This is a genomic window from Mesorhizobium sp. LCM 4576, assembly GCF_001854815.1.
Classification (GTDB): Bacteria; Pseudomonadota; Alphaproteobacteria; order Rhizobiales; family Rhizobiaceae; genus Mesorhizobium; species Mesorhizobium plurifarium.
In genome coordinates this window covers 105,971-128,278 of the sequence record NZ_MDDT01000031.1, presented here as the reverse complement: position 1 = coordinate 128,278, position 22,308 = coordinate 105,971, and the positions used below count along the sequence as shown (strand labels likewise).

The 22,308-nt window shown below is 64.4% G+C and carries 16 protein-coding genes; 7 read left to right on the top strand and 9 right to left on the bottom strand.

Annotation, left to right across the window (positions count from 1 at the left end; all coding sequences use genetic code 11):
* Positions 1 to 100: 100 nt before the first annotated feature.
* The 4 genes from LCM4576_RS19995 to LCM4576_RS19980 are packed head-to-tail and all read right to left on the bottom strand — an operon-like array spanning position 101 to position 6,785.
* The gene (locus LCM4576_RS19995; RefSeq protein WP_071034083.1) at positions 101 to 2,548 is read right to left on the bottom strand and encodes an FAD-dependent oxidoreductase; all 2,448 of its coding nucleotides are present in this window, start codon (positions 2,546 to 2,548) and stop codon (positions 101 to 103) included.
* Positions 2,545 to 3,726, bottom strand: a complete 1,182-nt coding sequence (locus LCM4576_RS19990; RefSeq protein ID WP_071034082.1) for a pyridoxal phosphate-dependent aminotransferase — start codon at positions 3,724 to 3,726, stop codon at positions 2,545 to 2,547. The genes LCM4576_RS19995 and LCM4576_RS19990 overlap by 4 nt, the downstream gene beginning before the upstream one ends.
* Entirely contained in the window at positions 3,726 to 6,179 is a 2,454-nt protein-coding gene (locus LCM4576_RS19985) for an FAD-dependent oxidoreductase (protein ID WP_071034108.1), read from the bottom strand. The genes LCM4576_RS19990 and LCM4576_RS19985 overlap by 1 nt, the downstream gene beginning before the upstream one ends.
* Positions 6,180 to 6,197: 18 nt before the next feature.
* Positions 6,198 to 6,785 (bottom strand): helix-turn-helix domain-containing protein, encoded by a 588-nt coding sequence (locus LCM4576_RS19980; protein WP_116397969.1) that lies wholly within the window; start codon positions 6,783 to 6,785, stop codon positions 6,198 to 6,200.
* A gap of 237 nt (positions 6,786 to 7,022) precedes the next feature.
* Here LCM4576_RS19980 and LCM4576_RS19975 point away from each other — a divergent pair, with 237 nt between their 5' ends.
* Positions 7,023 to 7,727, top strand: coding sequence for a nitroreductase (locus LCM4576_RS19975; RefSeq protein ID WP_071034080.1), 705 nt, complete (start codon positions 7,023 to 7,025; stop codon positions 7,725 to 7,727).
* 14 nt (positions 7,728 to 7,741) lie between these two features.
* On the opposite strand, the gene LCM4576_RS19970 is transcribed toward LCM4576_RS19975, so the two are convergent.
* The 5 genes from LCM4576_RS19970 to LCM4576_RS19950 all read right to left on the bottom strand — a co-directional run bounded on the left by LCM4576_RS19970 (position 7,742) and on the right by LCM4576_RS19950 (position 14,542).
* Complete coding sequence (locus LCM4576_RS19970; RefSeq protein ID WP_244508451.1) at positions 7,742 to 9,124, bottom strand: MFS transporter; 1,383 nt, start codon at positions 9,122 to 9,124, stop codon at positions 7,742 to 7,744.
* 209 nt (positions 9,125 to 9,333) lie between these two features.
* Positions 9,334 to 9,921: a sarcosine oxidase subunit gamma family protein gene (gene soxG, locus LCM4576_RS19965; protein WP_040982465.1), complete on the bottom strand. Its 588-nt coding sequence runs from the start codon at positions 9,919 to 9,921 to the stop codon at positions 9,334 to 9,336.
* Positions 9,922 to 9,928: 7 nt separating this feature from the next.
* Complete coding sequence (locus LCM4576_RS19960) at positions 9,929 to 12,922, bottom strand: sarcosine oxidase subunit alpha (protein WP_071034076.1); 2,994 nt, start codon at positions 12,920 to 12,922, stop codon at positions 9,929 to 9,931.
* Complete coding sequence (locus tag LCM4576_RS19955; protein ID WP_071034075.1) at positions 12,919 to 13,212, bottom strand: sarcosine oxidase subunit delta; 294 nt, start codon at positions 13,210 to 13,212, stop codon at positions 12,919 to 12,921. Before LCM4576_RS19955 ends, LCM4576_RS19960 begins: the two co-directional genes overlap by 4 nt.
* Positions 13,213 to 13,282: 70 nt before the next feature.
* Positions 13,283 to 14,542 (bottom strand): sarcosine oxidase subunit beta family protein, encoded by a 1,260-nt coding sequence (locus LCM4576_RS19950; RefSeq protein ID WP_071034073.1) that lies wholly within the window; start codon positions 14,540 to 14,542, stop codon positions 13,283 to 13,285.
* A 194-nt stretch (positions 14,543 to 14,736) separates the two neighbouring features.
* On the opposite strand from LCM4576_RS19950, the gene LCM4576_RS19945 reads away from it, so the two are divergent.
* From LCM4576_RS19945 to LCM4576_RS19920, 6 genes are all read left to right on the top strand, one after another.
* Positions 14,737 to 17,226: a mechanosensitive ion channel family protein gene (locus tag LCM4576_RS19945; protein WP_071034072.1), complete on the top strand. Its 2,490-nt coding sequence runs from the start codon at positions 14,737 to 14,739 to the stop codon at positions 17,224 to 17,226.
* Between the two features lie 182 nt (positions 17,227 to 17,408).
* On the top strand, positions 17,409 to 17,672 hold the full coding sequence (locus tag LCM4576_RS19940; protein WP_071034071.1) for a hypothetical protein: 264 nt from the start codon (positions 17,409 to 17,411) through the stop codon (positions 17,670 to 17,672).
* Positions 17,673 to 17,932: 260 nt separating this feature from the next.
* Positions 17,933 to 19,366, top strand: coding sequence for a UbiA family prenyltransferase (locus LCM4576_RS19935; protein ID WP_071034070.1), 1,434 nt, complete (start codon positions 17,933 to 17,935; stop codon positions 19,364 to 19,366).
* Positions 19,366 to 20,718 carry an FAD-binding oxidoreductase gene (locus tag LCM4576_RS19930; RefSeq protein WP_071034068.1) on the top strand — a complete coding sequence of 451 codons (1,353 nt, stop codon included), beginning with the start codon at positions 19,366 to 19,368 and terminating at the stop codon, positions 20,716 to 20,718. The genes LCM4576_RS19935 and LCM4576_RS19930 overlap by 1 nt, the downstream gene beginning before the upstream one ends.
* A 123-nt stretch (positions 20,719 to 20,841) precedes the next feature.
* A complete protein-coding gene (locus tag LCM4576_RS19925) occupies positions 20,842 to 21,291 on the top strand; it encodes an EamA family transporter (protein ID WP_041011856.1) in 450 nt (149 codons plus the stop codon).
* Positions 21,288 to 22,295, top strand: a complete 1,008-nt coding sequence (locus tag LCM4576_RS19920) for an NAD(P)-dependent oxidoreductase (protein ID WP_071034066.1) — start codon at positions 21,288 to 21,290, stop codon at positions 22,293 to 22,295. Before LCM4576_RS19925 ends, LCM4576_RS19920 begins: the two co-directional genes overlap by 4 nt.
* The last annotated feature ends 13 nt before the right edge of the window (positions 22,296 to 22,308 follow it).

Below are 22,308 nucleotides of genomic sequence, written 5' to 3'. Positions count from 1 at the left end.
GGTGTTCCAGCGGAGTGAGACGCTGGCTTTCCCTGGAGCACCCCTCATCCGTCGCCTTCGGCGACACCTTCTCCCACAAGGGGAGAAGGAGAGGCCGGCGCTACATCTTCACCCGCTCCGCCTTCGGATCATACATCGGCTTCAGCGAGGCTTCCGCGGCGAACCGCTCGCCKGCGATCTCGACCTCGTAGGACGAGCCAAGCACATCCGCCTCGCTCTGGCCCTCACAGGGCACGTAACCCAGRCCGATCGCGCCGCCGAGGTGGTGGCCGTAATTGCCGGAGGTGATCGGGCCGACAATCCGGCCGTCGCGCAGGATGGCTTCGTTGTGGAAGAGCAGGGGCTCAGGATCCTTCAGGCGGAACTGCACCAGCCGGCGCGACAAGCCGGCTTCCTTCTTCCTGAGCACCRCGTCGCGGCCGATGAACCCGGCTTTGCTCGTTTTCACCGCGAAACCCAGGCCGGCCTCCAAGACATTGTCCTCGTCGGTGATGTCGTGGCCGAAATGGCGGAAGGCCTTTTCGATACGGCAGGAATCGAGCGTGTGCAGGCCGCAAAGCTTCAGGCCGACATCGGCGCCGGCTTCCGTGATCGCCTCGAAAACATGGGCCRCCTGCTCGGTCGAGACATAGAGCTCCCAGCCGAGCTCGCCGACATAGGTGACGCGGTGGGCGCGGGCCAGCCCCATGCCGATCTCGATCTCCTGGAACGTGCCGAACGGATTGGCTTCGTTGGAAAAGTCGTTCGGGCTGACCTTCTGGATCAGTTTTCGCGAGTCGGGGCCCATCAGGCAGATGACGGCTTCGGCGGCGGTGACGTCGGTGACGACGACGAACTCGTCGGCGACATGCTTGCGCAGCCAGGCAAGGTCGCGCTGCAGCGTGGCGCCCGGCACGACCAGGAAATAGGCGGTTGCGGACAGCCGCGTCACGGTGAGGTCGCTCTCGATGCCGCCGCGCTGGTTGAGCATCTGCGTGTAGACGATTTTGCCCGGCGCAACGTCCATGTCRTTGGCGCAGAGCCGTTGCAGGAAGGCACAGGCATCCCGGCCCTCGACGCGGATCTTGCCGAAGGAGGTCATGTCGAACAGGCCGACGCCGTTGCGCACCGCAAGATGTTCCTCGCGCTGGTTGTCGAACCAGTTCTGCCGCTTCCAGGAATAGCGGTATTCGCGCTCCTGGCCCTCGCGGGCGAACCAGTTGGCGCGCTCCCAGCCCGCCACTTCGCCGAAGACGGCGCCGCGCGCCTTCAAATGCTCGTGCAGAGGCGATCGGCGCACGCCGCGCGAGGTCGCCATCTGGCGGTAAGGGAAATGGTCGGCATAAAGCAGGCCGAGCGTCTCCGAGACGCGCTCCTTGAGGTAGCGGCGGTTCTTCTGGAACGGCTGGGCGCGGCGGATATCGACCTCCCAGAGATCGAACGGCGCCTCGCCGTCATTGATCCATTGCGCCAGCGCCATGCCGGCCCCGCCAGAAGAAACGATGCCGATCGAATTGTAGCCGGTCGCCATCCAGTAGCCGGAAAGCTCCGGCGCTTCACCGAGATAGTAGCGGTCGYCCGGGGTAAAACTCTCGGGGYCGTTGAAGAAGGTATGGATGCCGGCAGTGCCCAGCATCGGCATGCGGTTGACGCCCATTTCGAGGATCGGCTCGAAATGGTCCATGTCCTCGGGCAACTGGTCGAAGCAGAAATCCTCGCGGATGCCGTCCATGCCCCACGGCTTCGCCACTGGCTCGAAGGCGCCGAGCATCATCTTGCCCGCATCCTCCTTGTAGTAGGCGCACTCGTCCGGCACGCGCAGCACCGGCAGGCGCGACAGGCCGGGGATCGGCTCGGTGAGGAGATAGAAATGCTCGCAGGCATGCAGCGGGATGGTGACGCCGTTCTGCCGGCCAAGCTCGCGCGCCCACATGCCGGCGCAGTTGACGACGATGTCGGTCTCGATCGTGCCTTGCTCCTCGCCCTGCGCCCAGGAGACGCCGGAGACGCGACCGTTCTTCGTGTGGACCTTGGTGACCTTGACGTTCTCGATGATCGTCGCACCGCGCTGGCGCGCGCCCTTGGCCAGCGCCATGGCGATGTTGGCGGGATCGCATTGGCCATCGAGCGGCAGATGCACCGCGCCGACCACATCCGAGACGTTGAGATGCGGGTACATCTCCTTGACCTCGCGCGGCGAAATCTCGCGCACATCGACATCGAAGGCGCGAGCCAACGAAGCCTGCCGATAGATCTCGTGCTTGCGCTCCTCGGTCAGCGCGACGGTGATCGAGCCGACCTGGCGCATCCCGGTGCCGACATCGGTTTCGGCTTCGAGCTTGACGTAGAGGTCGGCCGAATATTTCGCCAGCCGGGTCATGTTCTGCGAGCCGCGCAACTGGCCGATCAGGCCGGCGGCATGCCAGGTGGTGCCTGAGGTGAGCTGCTTGCGTTCCAAGAGCACGATGTCGGTCCAGCCGAGCTTGGCCAGATGATAGGCGACCGAGCAGCCGGAGACGCCGCCGCCGATGATGACGGCGCGGGCCTTGCTGGGAATGGTCTTGGTCATGCGGCCTCGCGGCGATAGTTGGAAGCGAAGCGGCGCACGCGAAGCGCTGCTTCCTTGAGGATGGGTTCGGGCTGGCAGAGGCTGATGCGGATGTGCCCGGCGGCTGCCTCGCCGAAGCTCGAACCGGGCATGACGCCGACCTTTTCCTTGTCGAGCAGCGCCCAGGCGAATTTCTCGTCGTCGGGCTCGACGGCGGAGATGTCGAGCATGACATACATGCCGCCTTCGGAGCCGCGCACGGTGACTTCGTTGGCACCGCGTATRGCATCGAGGAAGATCTTACGTCGCGCGGCGTAGCRCTCGGCAATGTCCTTCACGCCATAGTGGTTTTCCAGAGCCTCGGCGCAGGCGATCGAGATGAAGGCCGGCAGGCCGTAGGTGGTGACCAGATTGAGGTCGATCATCAGCGCGATCATCGCCTTCGGTCCGGTCAGCCAGCCCATGCGCCAGCCGGTCATGCCGTGGCTTTTCGACATGGAGTTGATGACCAGGGTGCGCTCGGCCATGCCGGGAAGCGAGCGCGGCGAGATGTGCTCGTCGCCGCCGAGCGTCCAATAGACCTCGTCCGACAGCAGCCAGAGATCATGTTCCTTGCAGATTCCGGYCAGCTCTTCGAGCCGTTCGCGCGAATAGACGGCGCCCGTCGGATTGTTCGGCGTGTTGATCAGGATGGCGCGCGTGTTGGGTTTCAACGCCGCCCGGATCATGTCCGCGCGAGGTTGAAATCCATCTTCGGCCGGCGTCTCGACCACGGTGAAACTGGCGCCCGCGGCGCTGAAGGTGTTGGGGTAGGTGGCATAGTAGGGCGCCACGACGATGGCATGGTCGCCCGGGTCGAGCACGCCCTGCACGGCGGCATAGAGCGCCCCCTGGCCGCCGGCYGTGGCGATGACCTCGTCGGGCTCCGTCAGGATGCCGCTGCAGGCGGTGGAGGCCGCCGCCATCGCCTTGCGCAAGCGCGGCAGGCCGGGGAGCGGCGTGTAGTGATGGTTGCTCTCGCGCACGGCGGYCACGCAGGCCTCGATCGTTTCCGACGGCGTATCGAAATCGTGGTCGCCGACCGAGAGCACGATGATGTCCTCGCCGGCCTGCTTGCGGTTCCAGGCGGCGAAGTGGACTTCCCAGCCATCCTTGCCGGAAGGCACGATGGCGGTAATGCGCTTGGAGGGTTTTGGCATCAGGCTCTTAACCTCTCATTCTTCGGATCCCACAGCGGCTCGTCCTTCTGGACGACGGCTTTGAAGCGATCGCCAAAAATCTCCACCTCGATCGCCGTGCCCGGCTCCGTGAGATCGGCGCGCAGCATGCCGAGCGCGATCGATTTGCCGACACGGTGGCCCCAACCGCCCGACGTGGTCTCGCCGACGATCCTGCCGTCATGCCAAAGCGTCGACATATAGGGCGCGTCGCAGTCGCCGGGATTTTCGACGACCAGCGTGACGAAGCGCTTCTTCACGCCCTGCTGCTTCTCATTGAGCAAAGCCGCCTTGCCGCGGAAGTCCGGCTTGTCCCATTTGACGAAGCGCTCCAGCCCGCCCTGCAGGATCGAATAGTCGGTCGAAAGGTCGCCCTTCCAGGCGCGGTAGCCCTTTTCGAGGCGCAGCGAATCCAGCGCATACATGCCGAAGGGCTTCAGGCCGTGCTTCTGGCCGGCTGCCCAGACGGCGTCGAAGACCGCCAGCGTGTCGGCGACCTTGGTGTGGATTTCCCAGCCGAGCTCGCCGGCGAAGGACACGCGCACCAGCTTCGCCCAGCGCCCGGCGATGGTCGTTTCCTGATGCGTCAGCCACGGCAGGGTCAAATCGGCCTCGCAGACCTCGGCCAGGATTTTGCGCGAGTTCGGACCGGCGAGGATCTGGGTCGAATATTCGTCCGTCCRGTCGGCCAGCGTGAAGGCAGCATGGGCCGGCATGCGCGACTTCAGCCATTCGAAATCGTGCCATTGCGCCACCGCCGCGGTGATCAGCGTCATCTGGTCCTCGCCATGGCGAACCACCGACATTTCGGTGACGATGCGGCCCTTGTCGTCCGAGAAATAGACGAGACCGATGCGGCCCGGCTTCGGCACGAGGCCGGTGACCTGCAGCGACAGCCAGTCGGCCGCGCCCGGGCCTTCGAGGTTGAAGCGCGAGAAGCCGGGCAGGTCGAGGATGCCGGCGGCGTCGCGCACGGCAAGGCATTCCTCGCGCACCGCGCGTTGCCAAGGCCCGTCGCGGCGGAAAGTGAGCGTCGCTTCCTCGGAGGTATCGTCGCCGGGCTTCGCATACCATGTGGCGCGCTCCCAGCCATTATAGGCATCGAACTGGCCGCCCAGCGCCTTGATGCGCTCATGCAACGGCGACAGCTTGCGGTTGCGCCCCTCCGGCYAGGCATGGCGCGGGAACTGGATGGCGTATTCGTTGCCGTAGATCTCCATGCCCTTGGCGACACAATAATCGGGCGCCRAGGCGAAACTGGTGAAACGACGCGGATCGCAGGACCACATGTCCCATTCGGTCTGGCCCTCAGTTACCCATTCGGCCAGCACCTTGCCGGCGCCGCCACCTTGCGCGATGCCGAAGGTGAAGACGCAGGCCTCGAAGGCGTTCGGCACGCCGGGCATCGGCCCGATCAGCGGGTTGCCGTCCGGCGCGTAGGGGATCGGCCCGTTGATCACCTTGGAGAGGCCGGCGGTGYCGAGGATCGGCACGCGGGCGACGGCGTCGGCGAGGTAATGCTCAAGACGGTCGAGATCGTCCGGGAAAAGCTGGAAGGAAAAATCCTCCGGCATCGGATCGTTGTGGGTCGCCCAATGCGCGCGGCAATTGCGCTCATAGGGGCCGAGATTCATGCCGCTCTTTTCCTGGCGCAGGTAATAGGACGTGTCGACGTCGCGCAGCAGCGGCAATTTGTGACCCTGCTCCTTCGTCCAGGCGGCGAGCTCGGGGATTTCCTCGAACAAGATGTACTGATGGCTCATCACCATCATCGGCACGTCGCGGCCGAACATCTTTCCAACCTCGGCGGCACGGTAGCCGGCGGCGTTGATGACGATCTCGCAGCGAATTTCGCCTTGCGGCGTTTCGACCACCCATTCGCCGTTCTCGCGACGAACGCTGGTGACCGGGCAGAAGCGGATGATCTTGGCACCCATGTCACGCGCGCCCTTGGCCAGCGCCTGGGTTAGCTGCGCCGGGTCGATGTCGCCGTCGCTCGGATCGTAGAGCGCGCCTTTCAGCTCATGCGTCTCGATGAAGGGGTAGCGTCGCTTGATCTCGTCGAGGCCGACGACGTCGATGTCCATGCCCTGGTAGCGGCCCATGCCCTTGGCGCGCTGGAACTCCTGCATGCGCTCCTTCGTATGGGCGAGCCGGAGCGAGCCGGTGACATGGTAGTTCATCGGATAGTCGACCGCTTCGGCCAGACCCCGGTAGAGCTCGGTCGAGTAGCGCTGCATGTTCATCAGCGACCAGGACGAGGAGAAGGTCGGCACGTTGCCGGCGGCATGCCAGGTCGAGCCGGAGGTCAGCTCGTTCTTTTCCAGAAGCACGCAGTCGGTCCAGCCCGCCTTGCATAGGTGATAGAGCGATGAGCAGCCGACGACACCGCCTCCGATGATCACCACGCGCGCCGTGGTCGGCAAACCGGCCATGTTCTCCTCCAAAGTTACTCAATATACCGGCGGTGAAACCACCCAGATGACGACGGCCGGCTCGACGCCAGGATTGCGCCAGCGGAAGGGCTTGCCCTCGAAGCGGAACGAGTCGCCTTCGCCGAGACGATGCCAGACGCCGTCGATCTCGATCTCGAACGTGCCCGACGCGACATACCCCGCTTCTTCCGTCGGACGGCGCGCTTCGGTCTTCAACTCCGCGCCCGGCGCGAAGACCGAGCGCAGCATCTCGAAGCTACCGCCGAGGTCGGGCGACAGAAGCTCCTCCACCAGGCCGGATTCACTTGTGCCAAGCGAACGGCGGCTGCCGGCGCGCACGACCACGCCGCGCTCCTCTTCGACAGGCACATCATGGCTGAAGAACAGGCTGATCGGGACATCAAAGAGGCTGGCGAATGCCCTGAGGTCGCTAAGCGAGGGGATGGAAAGACCACGCTCGACCTGGCTGACCCAACCGACCGAACGGCCTAACTTGAGCGCAATTTCAGCGAGCGTGAGGCCGCGCGCCTTGCGGAGCGCACGGATGTCGCCGGCCAGCAGCCGGTCGCCATTGTCCTGCTCCGATTTGGTTGCGGTCGAGGTCAAAGGTTGCTCGTGAAAAAATCCGGATAAATTTCATGAAGCGGTAAATTCATGAAAAAATCAAGGGGATTTTCATAGGCCACAAGATTTGCTTGCGCGTTTTCGGCCGTTGATGCAAAGGCTCGCGCACGAGCGGCGAGTGGGGCGTCCGGTCGGGGACCAGTTTTAGCTTAGAGTCTGCGGATGGTCGTCAGGGAAAACCGTATTTGCGGTTTCCAGCCATGCGCAAAGGGACGGCCCATGCTTGAGAAGAACATCCGGATCGCATCGGAAGCGGTGATCGTCGACGAGGCGATCACCTCGCGCCGGTCGGTGCGCGCTTTCCTGCCCGACATGGTCGATGACGAGACGATCCGCGCGATCCTGGCGGTCGCGGCGCGTGCGCCGTCCGGTACCAACATGCAGCCCTGGCGCGTCTATGTGACCAAGGGCGAGGTCAAGCAGCGCATCAGCGACGCCATCCTCAACTCCGGCATCCGCGCCGAAAAGGCGGAGTGGGACGAGTACCGCTACTATCCCRACCAGTTCTTCGAACCGTATCTCACGCGTCGCCGCGCCAACGGCTTTGGGCTTTACGGCGCGCTGGGCATCGGCCGGCGCGAGGTCGACAAGATGCGGGCACAGCACGACCGCAACTTCATCTTCTTCGATGCGCCGGTCGGCATGATCTTCACGATCGACCGGAGACTGAACCAGGGCTCGTGGATCGACTACGGCATGTTCCTGCAGAACATCATGGTCGCGGCGCGCGGCAGGGGACTGCATACCTGCCCGCAGGCGGCCTTCGCGCCCTATCACCGGCAGATCCGGCCGGTGCTCGACATTCCCGACGAGGAGATCGTCGTCTGCGGCATGGCGCTCGGCTATGAGGATACATCCAAGCCGGAGAACGATTTCCGCACCGACCGCGCGCCGCTCGAGGACTGGGTAACGTTCGCGGAATAGTTTCGGCAGAGGCGTCAGTCGGTGCTCATATGCGTGCCATGGCCGCTGACATGGGCGCCGTCCTGCGGCGTCAGCCTAAGATACGCCGACAGCGCGCAAAGCGTGATCAGGCCTTCGATGACGAACAGCATGCGATAGTCGTTGACGCTGGCCTTGCCGCCGCCGGCAAGCAACGACAGGAGCGCCGACGCGAGGCCGACGCTGATCGCCACCGCAAGCTGCCACAGGATGTAGTAGAGCGCGCTGAAGCGGGCGAGCTGCTCCGGCGCGATGTCCGAATAGGAAAGATTGCCGGTCGAGGCCCATTGCACGGACCTGAAGACGCCGAAGGTGAAGATGTAGGCCAAAACGATCCAGGCCGGCAGGCTTTCCTGCATCAGGGCAAAGCCGGCGACCAGCAAGGCGACGACCGGCGTGTTGGTGACCAGCACGCGCTTGAAGCCGAAACGGTTCAAAAGGCGCGGCATGAAGAAGCGCATCAGCAGCGACCCGATCGCGGCGACGAAAGTCAGCGATCCGGCCTGCACCGCGCTCATGCCGAAGCCGAGCTGGAACATCAGCGGCAGCAGGAAAACCACCGAGCTCAGGCCGATCGTGTCGAGGCCGCCGCCGGTGAGGAAGGAGATGCGGAAGGTGCGGATGCGCAGCAGGTTGAGATCGAGCAGCGGGTTGCGCGCGCGCAGGCAATAGAAGGCGGCAACCGTCAGGATGACGATCGCCAGGCCGAGCTCGATGCCGATGAGGCTGCTCGCGGCATCCTTGGCGGCAAGCGAATCCATGCCGAAGACCAGCAGGCCCATGCCGCTGCCGACGAGCAGGAAGCCCGGAAAATCGAACGGCGTGCGCACCGGCTTGGTCGTGGTCGGAAACAACGAGGCAGCCAGAAGCGCCGCGGTCAGCGCAATTGGGATGTTGATATAAAAGATCCAGCGCCAGGAGACGTAGGTGGTCAGCGCGCCGCCGACGAGCGGTCCGACCAGCGGCCCTGACTGGCCGGCGAGCGAGATATACATGTTGATCTTCAGCGTGCGGTCGCGCGGGAAGCTCGACAGGATCACGACCTGGCCAAGCGTCCCCATCAGCGCGCCGCCGCACCCTTGCAGGGCGCGCGAGCCGACCAGGATCCAGATGTTTTCCGAAAGGCCGCACAATGCCGAGGCGCTGGCGAAGACGAGGAGGGCGAAGCAATAGACGTTGCGCAGACCGAAGCGGTCGGCCAGCCAGCCGCCGAGCGGCATGGTGACGATGAGGCTGGCGACATAGACGGTGATCAAAAGGCCAAGCTGGCTTGGCGGGCGGTCGAGGCTCTCGCCGATGCCGGGCAGCGCGGTGACCACGACGTTCTGGTCGAGGCTGGTCATAAACACGCCGCAAGCGACGGTTGCCGGCAACAGCATCGACGGACCCTCCGCCGGAGCAAAGCGGGTCGTGGCCGTCGCCGAAGTCTCAACAGTCATGGAAGGGTATGGTCGAATTGGTTGCCTGAGCGGGCGTTTGCCCTGGCAAACGCCCGTGATTCCTTACCTATCGCGCCTGCTGGCCCAACGCTCAAGCAGCAGTTGTATCCGTCGATAGTGCCAGATTGCAGGCTGGACCAAGGTCGAGCCTATTGCACCTCGTAGCCGACTTCCTCCGAGGCGTGGCACAAGGCCTTCCAGAACGAGCGCGCGAAGGAGCGGAAGACGTAGATGTCGAACTGGTCGGCGCCGCTGCGCTGGATCTGGGCGAAGATGTCGTGGTGGTTGGTCGAGCGGCCGGCGCCGAGCGGGAAGGCGGGCAAGGCGAAGTCGATGGCGAAGAACTTCGCCATCACCCATTCGGCCTTCGGGCCGGCGATACGGATCGCGGTGCGGCCGTGCGAGAGATCGGTCAGCGTGCCGATGGCCGGCGTGATCGATCCGGCAAAAGCCTGAGCCAGGCCCTCGGCCTCGTCCACCACCGTGAATTTCCCCGGCGCGAAGCCGAAGGCGGCACGGCCGCCACTGCTCACGCCGCCGCCGGCGCCGTCGGGCAAAGCGAGCCCGGTGACCTTGCGGATGATTTCGATCAGCCTTTTCTCTTCGCCCGGCCAGGCGGCGAGCTGCAGGATCGAGCCCGGCCGCGTCTCGGACAGGATGACATCGACGCCATGCTCGAAATTGCCGTGCGAACCCGGATGATACTCGGGCTCAAGCGGCGATTGGCGTTCTGGCAAAGGCTGCTCAGCCATGCATGCGGCTCCCGTCCGGATCGTAGAAATGGTTGGAGACGATCTCGACCGGCCCGAACCGGTTTCGCAGCGGGTCGGAGACGAAGGCGCGGGTCCCGTGGCGCGCCTTGCCGCCCTTGACCAGGGCAAGCGCAATATATTTGCCCAGCGCCGGCGAATAGCAGCAAGCGGTGATGTGACCGAGCGAGCCGTGCGGATTGGCCTCGTCCAGTTCCTCGACGATGTGGCCGCCGCCGTTGAGCGGGCGGTTGTCGAGGGCGACCAACCCGACCAGCTCGAGCCGGTCGGGAGCGATCAGGCCTTCGCGGTCCATCATGGCCGAGCCGATGAAAGGCTTCTTCTTCGACAGCATCCAGTCGAGATGGAGGTCGCGCGCTGTGGTGCGGCCATCGATTTCGGCGCCGGTGACATGGCCCTTCTCGATGYGCATCGTGCCCAGCGCCTCGAGCCCGTAGGTGACAAGGCCGAAAGGCTTGCCGGCCTCGATCAGGGCTTCCCAGACATGGGTGCCGTAGCCGGCGCCGGAATAGACCTCGAAGGCCATCTCGCCGGAGAAGGACAGGCGGCAGATCATCACCGGGACGCCCGCGATCCGGCCTTGGACGATGCCCATGAAGGGTAGGGCGGCGTTGTCGACGGCGGTGCCGGTGACGCAAGAAGCAAGGATGGCGCGCGCGTTCGGGCCGCCGATCGCAGCGCCCGCCCATTCGTCGGTGACGGAGGTGACTGTGACCTTCAGCTCCGGCCAGATGACGTCGAGGAAGTATTCCAGATGCTGCATCACCTTGCCGGCATTGGCGGTGGTGGTCGTCATCAGGAATTCCTGCTCGCCCAGCCGCCAGGTGGTGCCGTCGTCGAAGGCAAGTCCGTCCTCGCGCAGCATCAGGCCGTAACGGGCCTTGCCGACGGCCAAGGTGGAAAACATGTTGGTGTAGACGCGATCGAGGAACTCGGCCGCGTCGGGTCCCTGCACTGCGATCTTGCCCAGCGTCGAGACGTCGACGATGYCGGCGCTTTCGCGAGTCGCCCTGGCCTCGCGGACATAGGCCTGCTCGACCGTCTCGCCGGCGAGGCCGTAGATCATCGGCCGGTACCAGAGGCCGGCTGAATACATCCGCGCGCCGTTGGCGAGGTGCCAGTCGTGCATCGGAGTCAGCCGCTCGGGCTTGAGGTCGCCGAAGCGTTCGGCGGCCAAGGAGCCGATCGACACCGCCGTATAAGGCGGGCGAAAGCGCGTCGTGCCGACTTCGGGGATCGGCTTGCCGAGCGCCTCGGCCATGATGGCGAGGCCCGGGACGTTGGAGTTCTTGCCCTGGTCGGTCGCCATGCCGAGCGTGGTGTAGCGCTTCAGATGCTCGACCGAGACGAAGCCTTCGCGATGCGCCAGCCGCACGTCCTCGGCGGTTACATCGTGCTGGAAGTCGACGAAACTCTTGCCCTTGGCCTTGATCTCGAAGACCGGCGCCGGATCGGGATTACCGGGGGCAGCCTCAACGACGGGCAGGGGCGCGGATGACTCTGCCCCGCCGGCCGCCTGAAGACCGGCCGCTCGGCCCTCGGCGATGGCTTCGGCGGTCGAAAAACTGCCGGTGAAAGCGCCGGCACCGATCCAGCGCTGCGTCGGCTTCGGCGGCAGGAAGGCTTGTCTCGCCGGGTTCCATTCGGCCTTCGCGCCGGCCTGGCTGGCGAGATGGATGGTCGGCGACCAGCCGCCCGACATCAGAAGGCTGTCGGCATGGATGCTGCGTTCGTCGCCGCTCAGCGCGCCGCTCATGGCGTCGAAGCGCTGCACCTTGAGGCCGGTGAGAGCCTTGCCGCCTTCGGTCGCAACCACGGCGTGGCCGGCCAGCAGCTCGGCCTCGGCATCGCTCGCCAGCCGGCGCATCTCGTTCGAGACGTCGCCGCGGACATCGATGATGGCAACGATGGCGGCGCCGGCCTTCTTCAAGGCGACGGCCGAGCGGTAGGCGCTGTCATTGTTGGTGAAGAGCGCGATGCGCTGTCCCGACAGCGCGCCATACTCATTGGCGTAGCGTTCGGCTGCATGCGCCAGCATGACGCCGGGACGGTCGTTGCCCGGGAACACCATCGGTCGTTCGAAGGAGCCGGTGGCGAGAACCACCGTRCCTGCGCGGATCGCCCAGTAGCGCTGGCGCGGCTCGCCCTTGGCGGCCACTTCCTTGTGATCGGTCACCCGTTCAAGCGCGGCAAGCGTGTTGCCGTCGTAATAGCCCCACACCGTCGTGCGCGGCAAAAGCCRCACATTGTCATTGCCTCCGAGCTGCGCAACCGTGCGCTGGGCCCAGTCGGCGGCGGACATGCCGTCGATGGTTTCGCCCGACCAGTTGGCGGAGCCGCCGAAGTGGGCTTCGAGATCGGCTAGGATGACGCGGGCGCCCTGGTCGGCGGCGGCTTTGGCCGCCATCAGGCCGGCCGGACCCGAGCCAACGACCAGCACGTCGCAGAAAGCGTTCATACGCTCGTAGCGCGCCGGATCGGGGGCGGTGCCGGCCTTGCCCAAGCCGGCGGYGCGGCGGATGAAATGCTCGCAGAACATCCAGAAGCGCGTGCCCTTCAGCGGACCGATCACCGGCCCCATGAAGGTCTTGTAATAGAAGCCGGCCGACAGGATCTTGCCGCCGAGCTGGTTGAGGGCGCCGATGTCCCAGGCGAGCGATGGCGTGCGGTTCTGGCTGACGGCGACGAGCCCGTCATAGATCTCGACCATGGTGGCCGGGATGTTCGGCTCGCGCACTTCGCCGCGCAGCACCGTCACCAGCGCGTTCGGCTCCTCGACGCCCGCGGCAAGCAGGCCGCGCGGGCGGTGATATTTGAAGGAGCGGCCGAACAGCGTCACGCCATTGGCAAGCAGCGCCGAGGCCAGCGTGTCGCCGGCATGGCCGGTGTAGGGCGCGCCGTCGAAGGTGAAGCGGATGGTGCGCAGCCGGTCGATCCGGCCGCCGGTTTCCGTGCGGCGCGGGCTCACGAGCGGTCCTCCGCCCTGTTGTCGGCAGATTTGTGGCCGCCACGCGCGAATTCGGTGCTCAGGATCTCATGCGTGATGGTGTTGCGCACGACCCTCAGATGCGCGCGGCAGCCGCCGGAATGCTGCCAGATCTCGTTGTGGTCGCCGGCCGGGTTCAGCCGGTCGTAGACATAAGCATTCCAGGCGTCGAGATCCTGCGAGGCGGGCTGCGGCCGCTCGCGGTTGCCGTCGCCCTGATAGGTGAATTCGATGACGTCGCGCAGCCCGCAATAGGGACAGGTGATCAGCATTTTCTTGTATCTTCTTGTTCAACCATGATCTTTTCCAAAAACCGGTTCCCACTTTTGGGATCATGGTTCCCTAATGCAGCCGCGGGTTCGCACCCTGGCCTTTGTCGTCGATGATCAAGCCACGATAGAAACGGTCGAGCGTGAAGGGCGCGTTGAACTCGTGCGGCTCGTCCTTGGCGATGGTGTAGGCAAAGCACCAGCCCGAGGCAGGCGTCGCCTTGAAGCCGCCGTAGCACCAGCCGCAATTGAGATACATGCCCGGCAGCGGACCGGTCGTGATGATCGGCGAGCCGTCCATCGTCATGTCGCACAGCCCGCCCCATGAGCGCAGCATGCGCACCCGGGCCAGGCCGGGGAACAGCGCCAGCATCTCGCTCATCACCTCGTCGACGATCGGCAGGCTGCCGCGCTGGGCGTAGCTGTTGTAGCCGTCGAGGTCGCCGCCATAGACGAGGCCGCCCTTGTCGGATTGCGAAATGTAGAAATGGCCCATGCCGAAGGTGAGAACGGTGTCGACGATGGGTTTCAACGATTCCGAGACGAAGGCCTGCAGCACATGGCTTTCGATCGGCATGTGCGAAATGCCGGCAAGCTGCATGACGTGCCCGGTGCTGCCGGCAACCGCGAGCGCGACTTTCTTGGCGCGGATCTCGCCGCGTGTCGTCGTCACACCGGTGATGYGCCCGCCGTCGCGCAGGAAGCCGGTCACCTCGCAGTTCTCGATGATGTCGACGCCGCGCCGGTCTGCGCCGCGCGCGTAGCCCCAGGCGACCGCGTCGTGCCGGGCGGTGCCGGCGCGCGGCTGCATCAGCCCGCCAAGGACCGGGAAGCGCGCCGACCCCGAGACGTCGAGCGCCGGCACTAGCCGCTTGATCTGGTCGACATTCATCAGTTCGGCGTCGACGCCGAGATGGCGCATGGCGTTGCCGCGCCTGGCGTAATCGTCGAGCTGGGCAGGCGTGTGYGCGAGGTTGAGACAACCGCGCTGCGAGAACATGACGTTGTAGTTGAGGTCGTGCGAGAGGTTCTCCCACAGCTTCATCGAATGCTCGTAAAAGCGGGTGTTCTGCGGCAAGAGATAGTTGGAGCRCACCGCTGTGGTGTTGCGGCCGACATTGCCGGAGCCGAGCCAGCCTTTTTCCAGCACCGCGACATTGGTGATGCCGTGTTCCTTGGCAAGGTAATAGGCGGTCGAAAGACCGTGGCCGCCGCCGCCGATGACGATCACGTCATAGGAAGCCTTGGGGTCCGGCTTGCGCCAGGCGGGCTTCCAATCCTTGTTGCCGGTCAGCGCGTTCTTGAGCAGCGAAAAGGCTGAATATTCCGCCATTCTTCCCATCGTCCTTTTGATGCGAGGCGGCAGACTATAGAGCAGGCGGGAAGCGCAAAGCCAAGATTACGCCATCGCTTTTCGCCAGGCCGACTCTCGCCGATGCGATCGGGACGGCTTGCCGCCCGATAGGCYGGTCTTTATCAAAGGCGGAAATTTCGAGGATTTTTCGGCCGCGAGTCGCCAACACAATCATGTTCTTTCGCCTGCTGCGCCTGCTTCTGGTCGTTATCGTCGCTGTCTTCGGGCAGCCGGCGCTCGAGGCGTCGGCRCAGGCGATCGGCCATGGTTCCTCGCAGCTCATCGCCGATCAGACCAAGGCCATCCAGGACCTGACGACCAAGACCGATGGCCTGGAAAAGAAACTCAGCGACCCCGACCAGGACGATGCCGGGCTTGTCGACATCCGGTTGCAGCTTGAGGACATTTCGCGCGCGGCGCTGAACAGCGCGCTGGCATTCCGGCAGCGCCTGACCGACATCAACAATCGCGTCGAGGTGCTCGGCCCGCCGCCGGCGCAGGGCCAACCTGCCGAGCCGGTGATCGTCAGCAACGAGCGCAGCGCGCTCGCCTCGGAAAAGGCTCAGATCAACGCGGTCGTCGCCAGCGCGCAAAACCTGTCGATCCGCGTCAACGGGCTGGTCGACAAGATCGCGGCGATGCGCAGCGAGCTTTTCCGCAGCGTCATCACCAAACACTATGATCTGACCGACGCGCTGAGCCCGCAGGCCTTTTCCGATGCGCATGACCAGTTCACAGGCCTCTACAATGCGGTGTCGTCCTGGCTGACCTTCGCCGTCAGGTTCAAGTTCCAGGCGATCCTTGCGGCGACGCTCATGGCGCTGGCGCTGGCGGCGGTGCTTTTGATCGGCGGCAGGCGCCTGTTCGGCCGCATATTCGAGGCCGATCCGACCGTCGAGGACCCTTCCTATCTCAGCAGGCTGTCGGTGGCCTTCTGGTCGACGCTGCTGCCGACCCTGGCGCTTGGCGTCTTCTTCGCCTCCGCCGTGTTCTTCTTCAACTATTACAATGTGTTGCGTGGCGATATCGGCACGTTCCTCAATGCCCTGCTGACGGTGATCGGCATGGTGTTCTGCGTCAACCGGCTGACCAACGCGGCGCTCGAACCGCGCCTGCCCAATTGGCGCCTGATTCCGGTCGCTACCGGCCCGGCGCGCTGGCTGGTCGGACTGACGACCGCCATGGCGCTGGTGCTGGGGTTCAATTACTTCCTGTCGGTGGTCAACGAGAAGATGGGTTCGCCGCTGTCGCTGACGATCGGCAGGGGTTTTGTCGCCACCATCATCGTCGGCGTCATCCTGATCCTGATGGGACTGCTGCGGCCGTTCAGGGCCGCAGACGGCTCATGGCGCCCCTGGCCGGCATGGCTTCGCTTCGTGGCCATCGTCCTCGGCTTGTTCACCATTGCGGCGGCGCTGCTTGGCTATATCGGCCTGGCGCTTTTCGTCTCGTTCCAGGTCGTGGTGACCGGCACCGTGCTGGTGACGGCCTATATCGGCTTCCTGTCGGCACGCGCGATCGGCGAGGAGGGCGGCTTCGCCGACACTTCGGTCGGGCGATGGCTTTCGGAAAATTCAAGCTACGAGGATACCGCCCTCGACCAGCTCGGCCTGGTCGTCAGCATCGCCATCAACCTGATGATCGTGGTGGTGTTCCTGCCGCTGATCCTGTTGATGTGGGGCTTCCAGCCCGGCGATATCGAGGCCTGGGCCTACAAGCTGGCGACTGGGGTCACGATCGGTTCGGTGACCATCTCCTTCCTCGGCATCCTCAGCGGCATCGTCGTCTTCGTCATCGGCTATTTCCTGACGCGCTGGTTCCAGGGCTGGCTGGACGGTTCGGTGATGGCGCGCGGCAAGGTCGATGCCGGCGTGCGCAACTCGATCCGGCTCGGTGTCGGCTATGCCGGCGTGGCGGTTGCCGGCCTGGTCGGAATCTCGGCCGCGGGCATCGATCTTTCCAATCTGGCGCTGGTTGCCGGCGCCCTTTCGCTGGGTATCGGCTTCGGCCTGCAGAACGTCGTGTCGAATTTCGTCTCGGGCCTGATCCTGCTTGCCGAGCGGCCGTTCAAGGTCGGCGACTGGATCGTCGCGGGCGACGTCAGCGGCACGGTGCGGAAGATCAGCGTGCGCGCGACCGAGATCGAGACCTTCCAGCGGCAAGCGGTGATCCTGCCCAACTCGAACCTGATCAACAATGCGGTCGGCAACTGGACGCATCGCAACAAGCTCGGGCGCATCGACATCAAGGTCGGCGTCGCCTATGGCAGCGACGTCAAACGCGTCCATGCCATCCTGACGGACATTGCGCGCGCCCATCCGATGGTGCTGAAGAATCCCGAACCGTTCGTCCTCTTCGCCAATTTCGGGCCTGCCGCGCTCGAATTCGAAATCCGGGTGTTCGTGGCCGACATCATGAACGGCAGCGTCGTGCAGAACGATATCCGCTTCGCCATCTTCGATATCTTCGAGGAGGAGCAGATCGAGATTCCATCGACGCCGCGCGCCGTGGTCGAGACCAAGAAGCACGAGGCCTGGCCGATCGACGACGACAAGATCGAGGCCGAATTCGCCGAGCGCGAGAGGCTGGAAGCCGAGGCCGCGGCCGAGCGGGAGCGGCTCGCCAAGACGAAGCGGAAGGGCCGCAAGCCGGACCCCGGCTGAGGTGCATCGGTATTCGGGTGAGGCCAGCCTGCAATGGCGGCGCTGCGGCCCTCCGAAACCGATTGTGGCATGAATGCGGCATTCAGTTGCGGTTCAGGTAACATCTCATATAAGCTTCGATGCAAAGGGCGAGAATGCCTTGCAAATTTGAACAGAGGCGGTGTGCAAACACCGGAATTGCAATGTGGAAGTCTGTCGTTGCCGCCATCGCTTTGCTGGCCCTGGGCGGTTCGGCTTTCGCCGCCAGCGCGATCAACAGGGACGCCCAGACGCGGACCTTGGTCGTGACCGAAGGCGGCGCCAAGAGCGAGCTGACGCTCGCCGCCGGCGAGACGGTGGAGTTCTGCTCGAACGGCTGCTTCGTCACCCTGCCCAATGGTGACCTTGAAGCCCTGACCGGCTCGGAAACGGTCGAAATTTCGGGCGGGTCGGCTCGCATCAAGTAACTCTCGCCACGAGTTGGCGCCGCAAGATTGGCAAAGGCCGGACCGATGTCYGGCCTTTTATCGTTTCCGGTAGCCGACACTTAACGATGACGCCCGAAAACCGGTATGACCACGCGCTGCAACCGGACGTTTTAACGTTCGCTGCGTCATCCCCGGCTATATCTGCCCCGAGGACGCCGGCACACGGCATGGGTTGAATTGGCGCGTGATCCTTTCCGAGATCGGAGTTTCGGAATCCCGCGCTCGATCGGGGCGGGGCAATGGACGCGAGATCGGACAGGAACGCAATTCCGCTTGCGGTCGATCTCGAYGGCACGCTGATTGCAACGGACCTTTTGTGGGAAGGCCTGTTCATCCTGCTCAAGAAGAACCCGCTCCATGTCTTTCTTCTGCCGCTCTGGCTGATCGGCGGACCGGCCCGGCTGAAGCAGGAGATAGCCCGGCGCATCGATATTGACCCGGCCTCGCTGCCTTACCGCCAGGACCTGCTCGACCGGTTGCGCGCCGAGCATCGGGAGGGCCGCAAGATCGTGCTGGCGACAGGAACGCCGCGTAAGTTCGCCGAGGCGATCGCAGCGCATCTCGGTATTTTCGATCATGTGCTGGCGACCGACGGCCCGCACAACATGACGTCGGCCACGAAATGCGCGGCCCTTGTCGCCGCCTATGGCGATGCAGGCTTCGACTATGCCGGCAACAGCCGTCACGACCTCAAAGTGTTCGACGCCGCGCGCAACGCGCTGGTCGTGGCGCCCGACCRCAGYGCCCGGCGCTGGCAGGCGGCGCATCAGGCCGAGGYCATGCCCGCGCCGAAGCCGACGCTCAGGACCTACATCAAGATGCTGCGCATGCATCAGTGGCTGAAGAACGCGCTGATCGCCGTGCCGATGATGCTGTCGCACGAATATTTCAATCCGAACATGATCTGGGAGTGCCTGCTGGCATTCCTCTCCTTCAGCGCCGTGGCATCCGCTATCTATATCCTCAACGATTTCTTCGACCTGGCGCTCGACCGCAAGCATCCGACCAAGCGCAACCGGCCTTTCGCCAGCGGTGCTTTGTCGATCCCGTTCGGACTCGGCGCGATTGCGGTGCTGCTCACGATCGGCGTCGTCGCCAGCCTCTTCCTTCCKATCGAATTCCTCGGCGTGCTTTTGGGCTACATGGCGGTCACCACAGCCTATTCGCTGTCGTTCAAGCGCATGCTTCTGGTCGATGTGCTGACGCTTGCGGGCCTCTACACGATCCGCGTTCTGGCTGGCGCTGCCGCCACCGGCGTGGACGTCTCCTTCTGGCTGCTTGCCTTCTCGATCTTCTTCTTCCTGTCGCTGGCGCTGGTGAAGCGCTTCGTCGAACTGCGCACCACGGCCATCCCACCCGGCGAGCRCATCGCCGGCCGCGGTTATCGCACCGAGGACCAGGAAATCGTCGCGCAGGCCGGCATGGCGTCGGCTTTCTCCTCGGCGCTGGTCCTGGCGCTCTACATGGACAGCCCGGCGGTGCGCGAGCTCTATCCGCATCCCTGGCTGATATGGCCGCTGGCGCCGATCGTGCTCTACCTCACGATGCGCGTCTGGATACTGGCCCGGCGCGACGAGATGCATGACGATCCGGTCGTCTTCATCATCCGCGACTGGCGCAGCCAGATCGTCGTCGCCATCGGCGCGGTCTTCCTCGTCGCCGGGGGCTGGTGATGGGCCAGGAACGCTTCGGCAGCTTCGGACTGGCGACGTCGCCCGCGCGCAAGGCGATCCCGGCGGACGAGGCGATCGCCTTGCTGAAGCGCGGCGAGGCGAAAGCCGGATCGCTGCTCGGTTACGGCAATGGCCGCTCCTATGGCGACAGCTGCCAGAACGATGCGGGCATGGTGGTCGACATGCGGCCGCTCGACCGCATCCGTTCCTTCAACGCCGAGACCGGCGTGCTCGAGGCGGATGCCGGTACGCTGCTTTGCGACATCATCGCCCACGCCGCGCCCTACGGCTTCTTTCCGGCCGTGGTTCCAGGCACGCAGTTCGTCACGCTGGGTGGCGCGATCGCCAACGACGTCCACGGCAAGAACCACCACCGGCGCGGCACGTTCGGCTGCCACGTCGAGGCCTTGACGCTGCTTCGATCCGACGGCCAAACCTATCGCTGCTCGCAAACCGACAATGTCCGGCTGTTCGCGGCAACGATCGGCGGCATGGGGCTGACCGGGCTCATCCTGTCGGCATCAATCAAGCTGATGCGCGTGCCCTCGCTCGACATAACGGAAAAGACGACGCGGTTTCGCGATCTCGGCGAATTCTTCGATCTTGCCGAGGCTGCCGACCAGGCCAACGAATATGCCGTCGCCTGGATCGATCAGCTTGCCGGCGGCCACGGACGCGGGCGTGGGCTCCTGTTCACCGGCAATCATGCCGAGCACGGCTCGCACGCGGCGGACCACGCCGGCAGCCGGCTTTCCGTGCCGGTGCAGCCGCCATTCAATGTGCTGAACCGGCCCTTTCTCACCGTCTTCAATGCGGCCTACCGCTGGAAGAAGGGCAAGTCCGCGGTTCCGCGCCAGGCTAGCTACCAAGGCTTCTTCTTTCCGCTCGACGGCGTCCGCGACTGGAACCGGCTCTATGGGCCGCGCGGGCTTTTCCAGCACCAAAGCGTGGTGCCGGAGGAGAAGGCCCGCCGCATCGTGCCCGCGCTGCTCGATGCGGCGCGACGAGCAGGGCAGGGATCGTTCCTGACGGTGCTCAAACGCTTCGGCGGTGTCCGCTCGCCGGCGCTGCTGTCATTCCCGCGGCCCGGCTACACGCTGACGCTCGATTTTCCCAACCGGGGTGACAGGACGTTGCGGCTGCTCGCCGAGCTCGACCGCATCACGGTCGAGGCGGGCGGCGCGGTCAATCCCTACAAGGACGCCCGGATGGGGCCTGAGACATTTGCCGCGTCGTTCCCGCAATGGCAGCGGCTGGAGGCGCTTCGCGACCCGGCTTTCATATCGAGTTTCTGGGCGCGTACCGCAAAGAGACTGGAGGTCGGAGAAGGGAGAGCCGAAGCCGCGGAATAGATAAAAATCGAACAAACCATGGTAAATTAAGTGTTACGCCGTGGTTTACCCAAAATACCGGTCCGGCTTCACGAAATATTTGCAGGTTTGTAATAGGACCGCCCAAGGGGCGGGGTGGCAACAATGAAATACATAATCTTCATTCTCTTCACGGTCATGACCAATGCCGCGGCGCAGCTGATGCTGAAGCAAGGCATGATGTCGATGGGGCCGATTTCCTTCGAAGGCGTCAATCCGCTCGTCAAGCTGTTGCAGATCGTGTTCAGCCCTTGGGTGTTCCTGGGCCTCTGCACCTTCGTCATCTCGATGGCGTCGCATCTCTACGTGCTGTCCAAGGTCGAGCTCAGCTTCGCCTATCCGTTCCTCAGCCTCGCCTATGTCGCCGTGGCGATCTTTGCCTATTTCGTCTTCCGCGAGGACCTCAATGGCTGGCGTATCGCCGGCATCGCCTGCATCTGCGTCGGCACGATCCTGATCGCGCAAAGCGGCAGGGAAATGGGCAGTCGCGGGCATGAGGACCAGACCGCATCCGTCAATCCCGACAAGATCGGCACAAGCGAGATCGTTCGATGAGACATGTGATTTTCGGCGGCGACGGCTTCGTCGGCCGTCATCTTGCTCCCAAGCTCGCCGCCGATGGCGAGACCGTCGTCGTTGCCGACATCGTCAAGAGCGACCTGCCGCATTACCGCTCCATGCGCTTCGTCACCTGCGACGTCACCGATCCGGTCTCGGTCGCGGCTGTCGGGCTCAAGGCCGACGACATGGTCTACAATCTGTCGGCCAAGATGCTGTCGCCGATCCAGGTGCGCGCCAAGCGGCATGATTTCTTCTTTCCGGTGAATTTCCACGGCACCGAGAACATCATGCAGGCGATGGACAAGGCCGGCGCCGCGAAGCTGGTCCATTACACGACCGACATGATCTACGGCCACACTGTGGTGCTGCCGATGACCGAGGACCATCCGGTCGCGCCGCTCGGCGAGTACGGGCTGTCGAAGCTGAAGACGGAGGAACTCGCCGCCGAATGGCGCAAGCGCGGCATGTCGATCTCGCTGTTTCGGCCGCGTTTGATCATCGGTCCCGGACGCCTCGGCATATTGGAAAAGCTGTTCAAGCTGATCGACTGGAATCTTCCCGTGCCGATGATCGGCTCGGGCAGGAATCCCTATCAGTTCATCTCGGTGTTCGACTGCGCGGAGGCCGCCCGCGCGGCCTGGAAAGCCGGCGTGCCGAACGAGGCCTATAATCTGGGCTCCCTCAACCCGCCGCCGGTCAAGAAACTGCTCGGCGACCTCATCCGCCATGCCGGCTCGAAGTCGATCCTGCTGCCGACGCCCGGCTGGGCGGTCAAGCGCACGCTCGATCTGCTCGATCTGTTGAACATGCCGATCATGGATCCGGAGCAGTATCTGATCGCCGACGAGGAATGCGTGCTCGACGTGTCCAAGGCCGAGCGCCAGCTCGGCTGGGCGCCGCAATATCGCGACGAGGACATGCTGATCGCGGCCTACAGCGAATACCGCGCCAAGAAGGACGGCCACGCCGTCGCCACCGAACACGTGCCTGCCGAATAGGGCGACGAAGGGG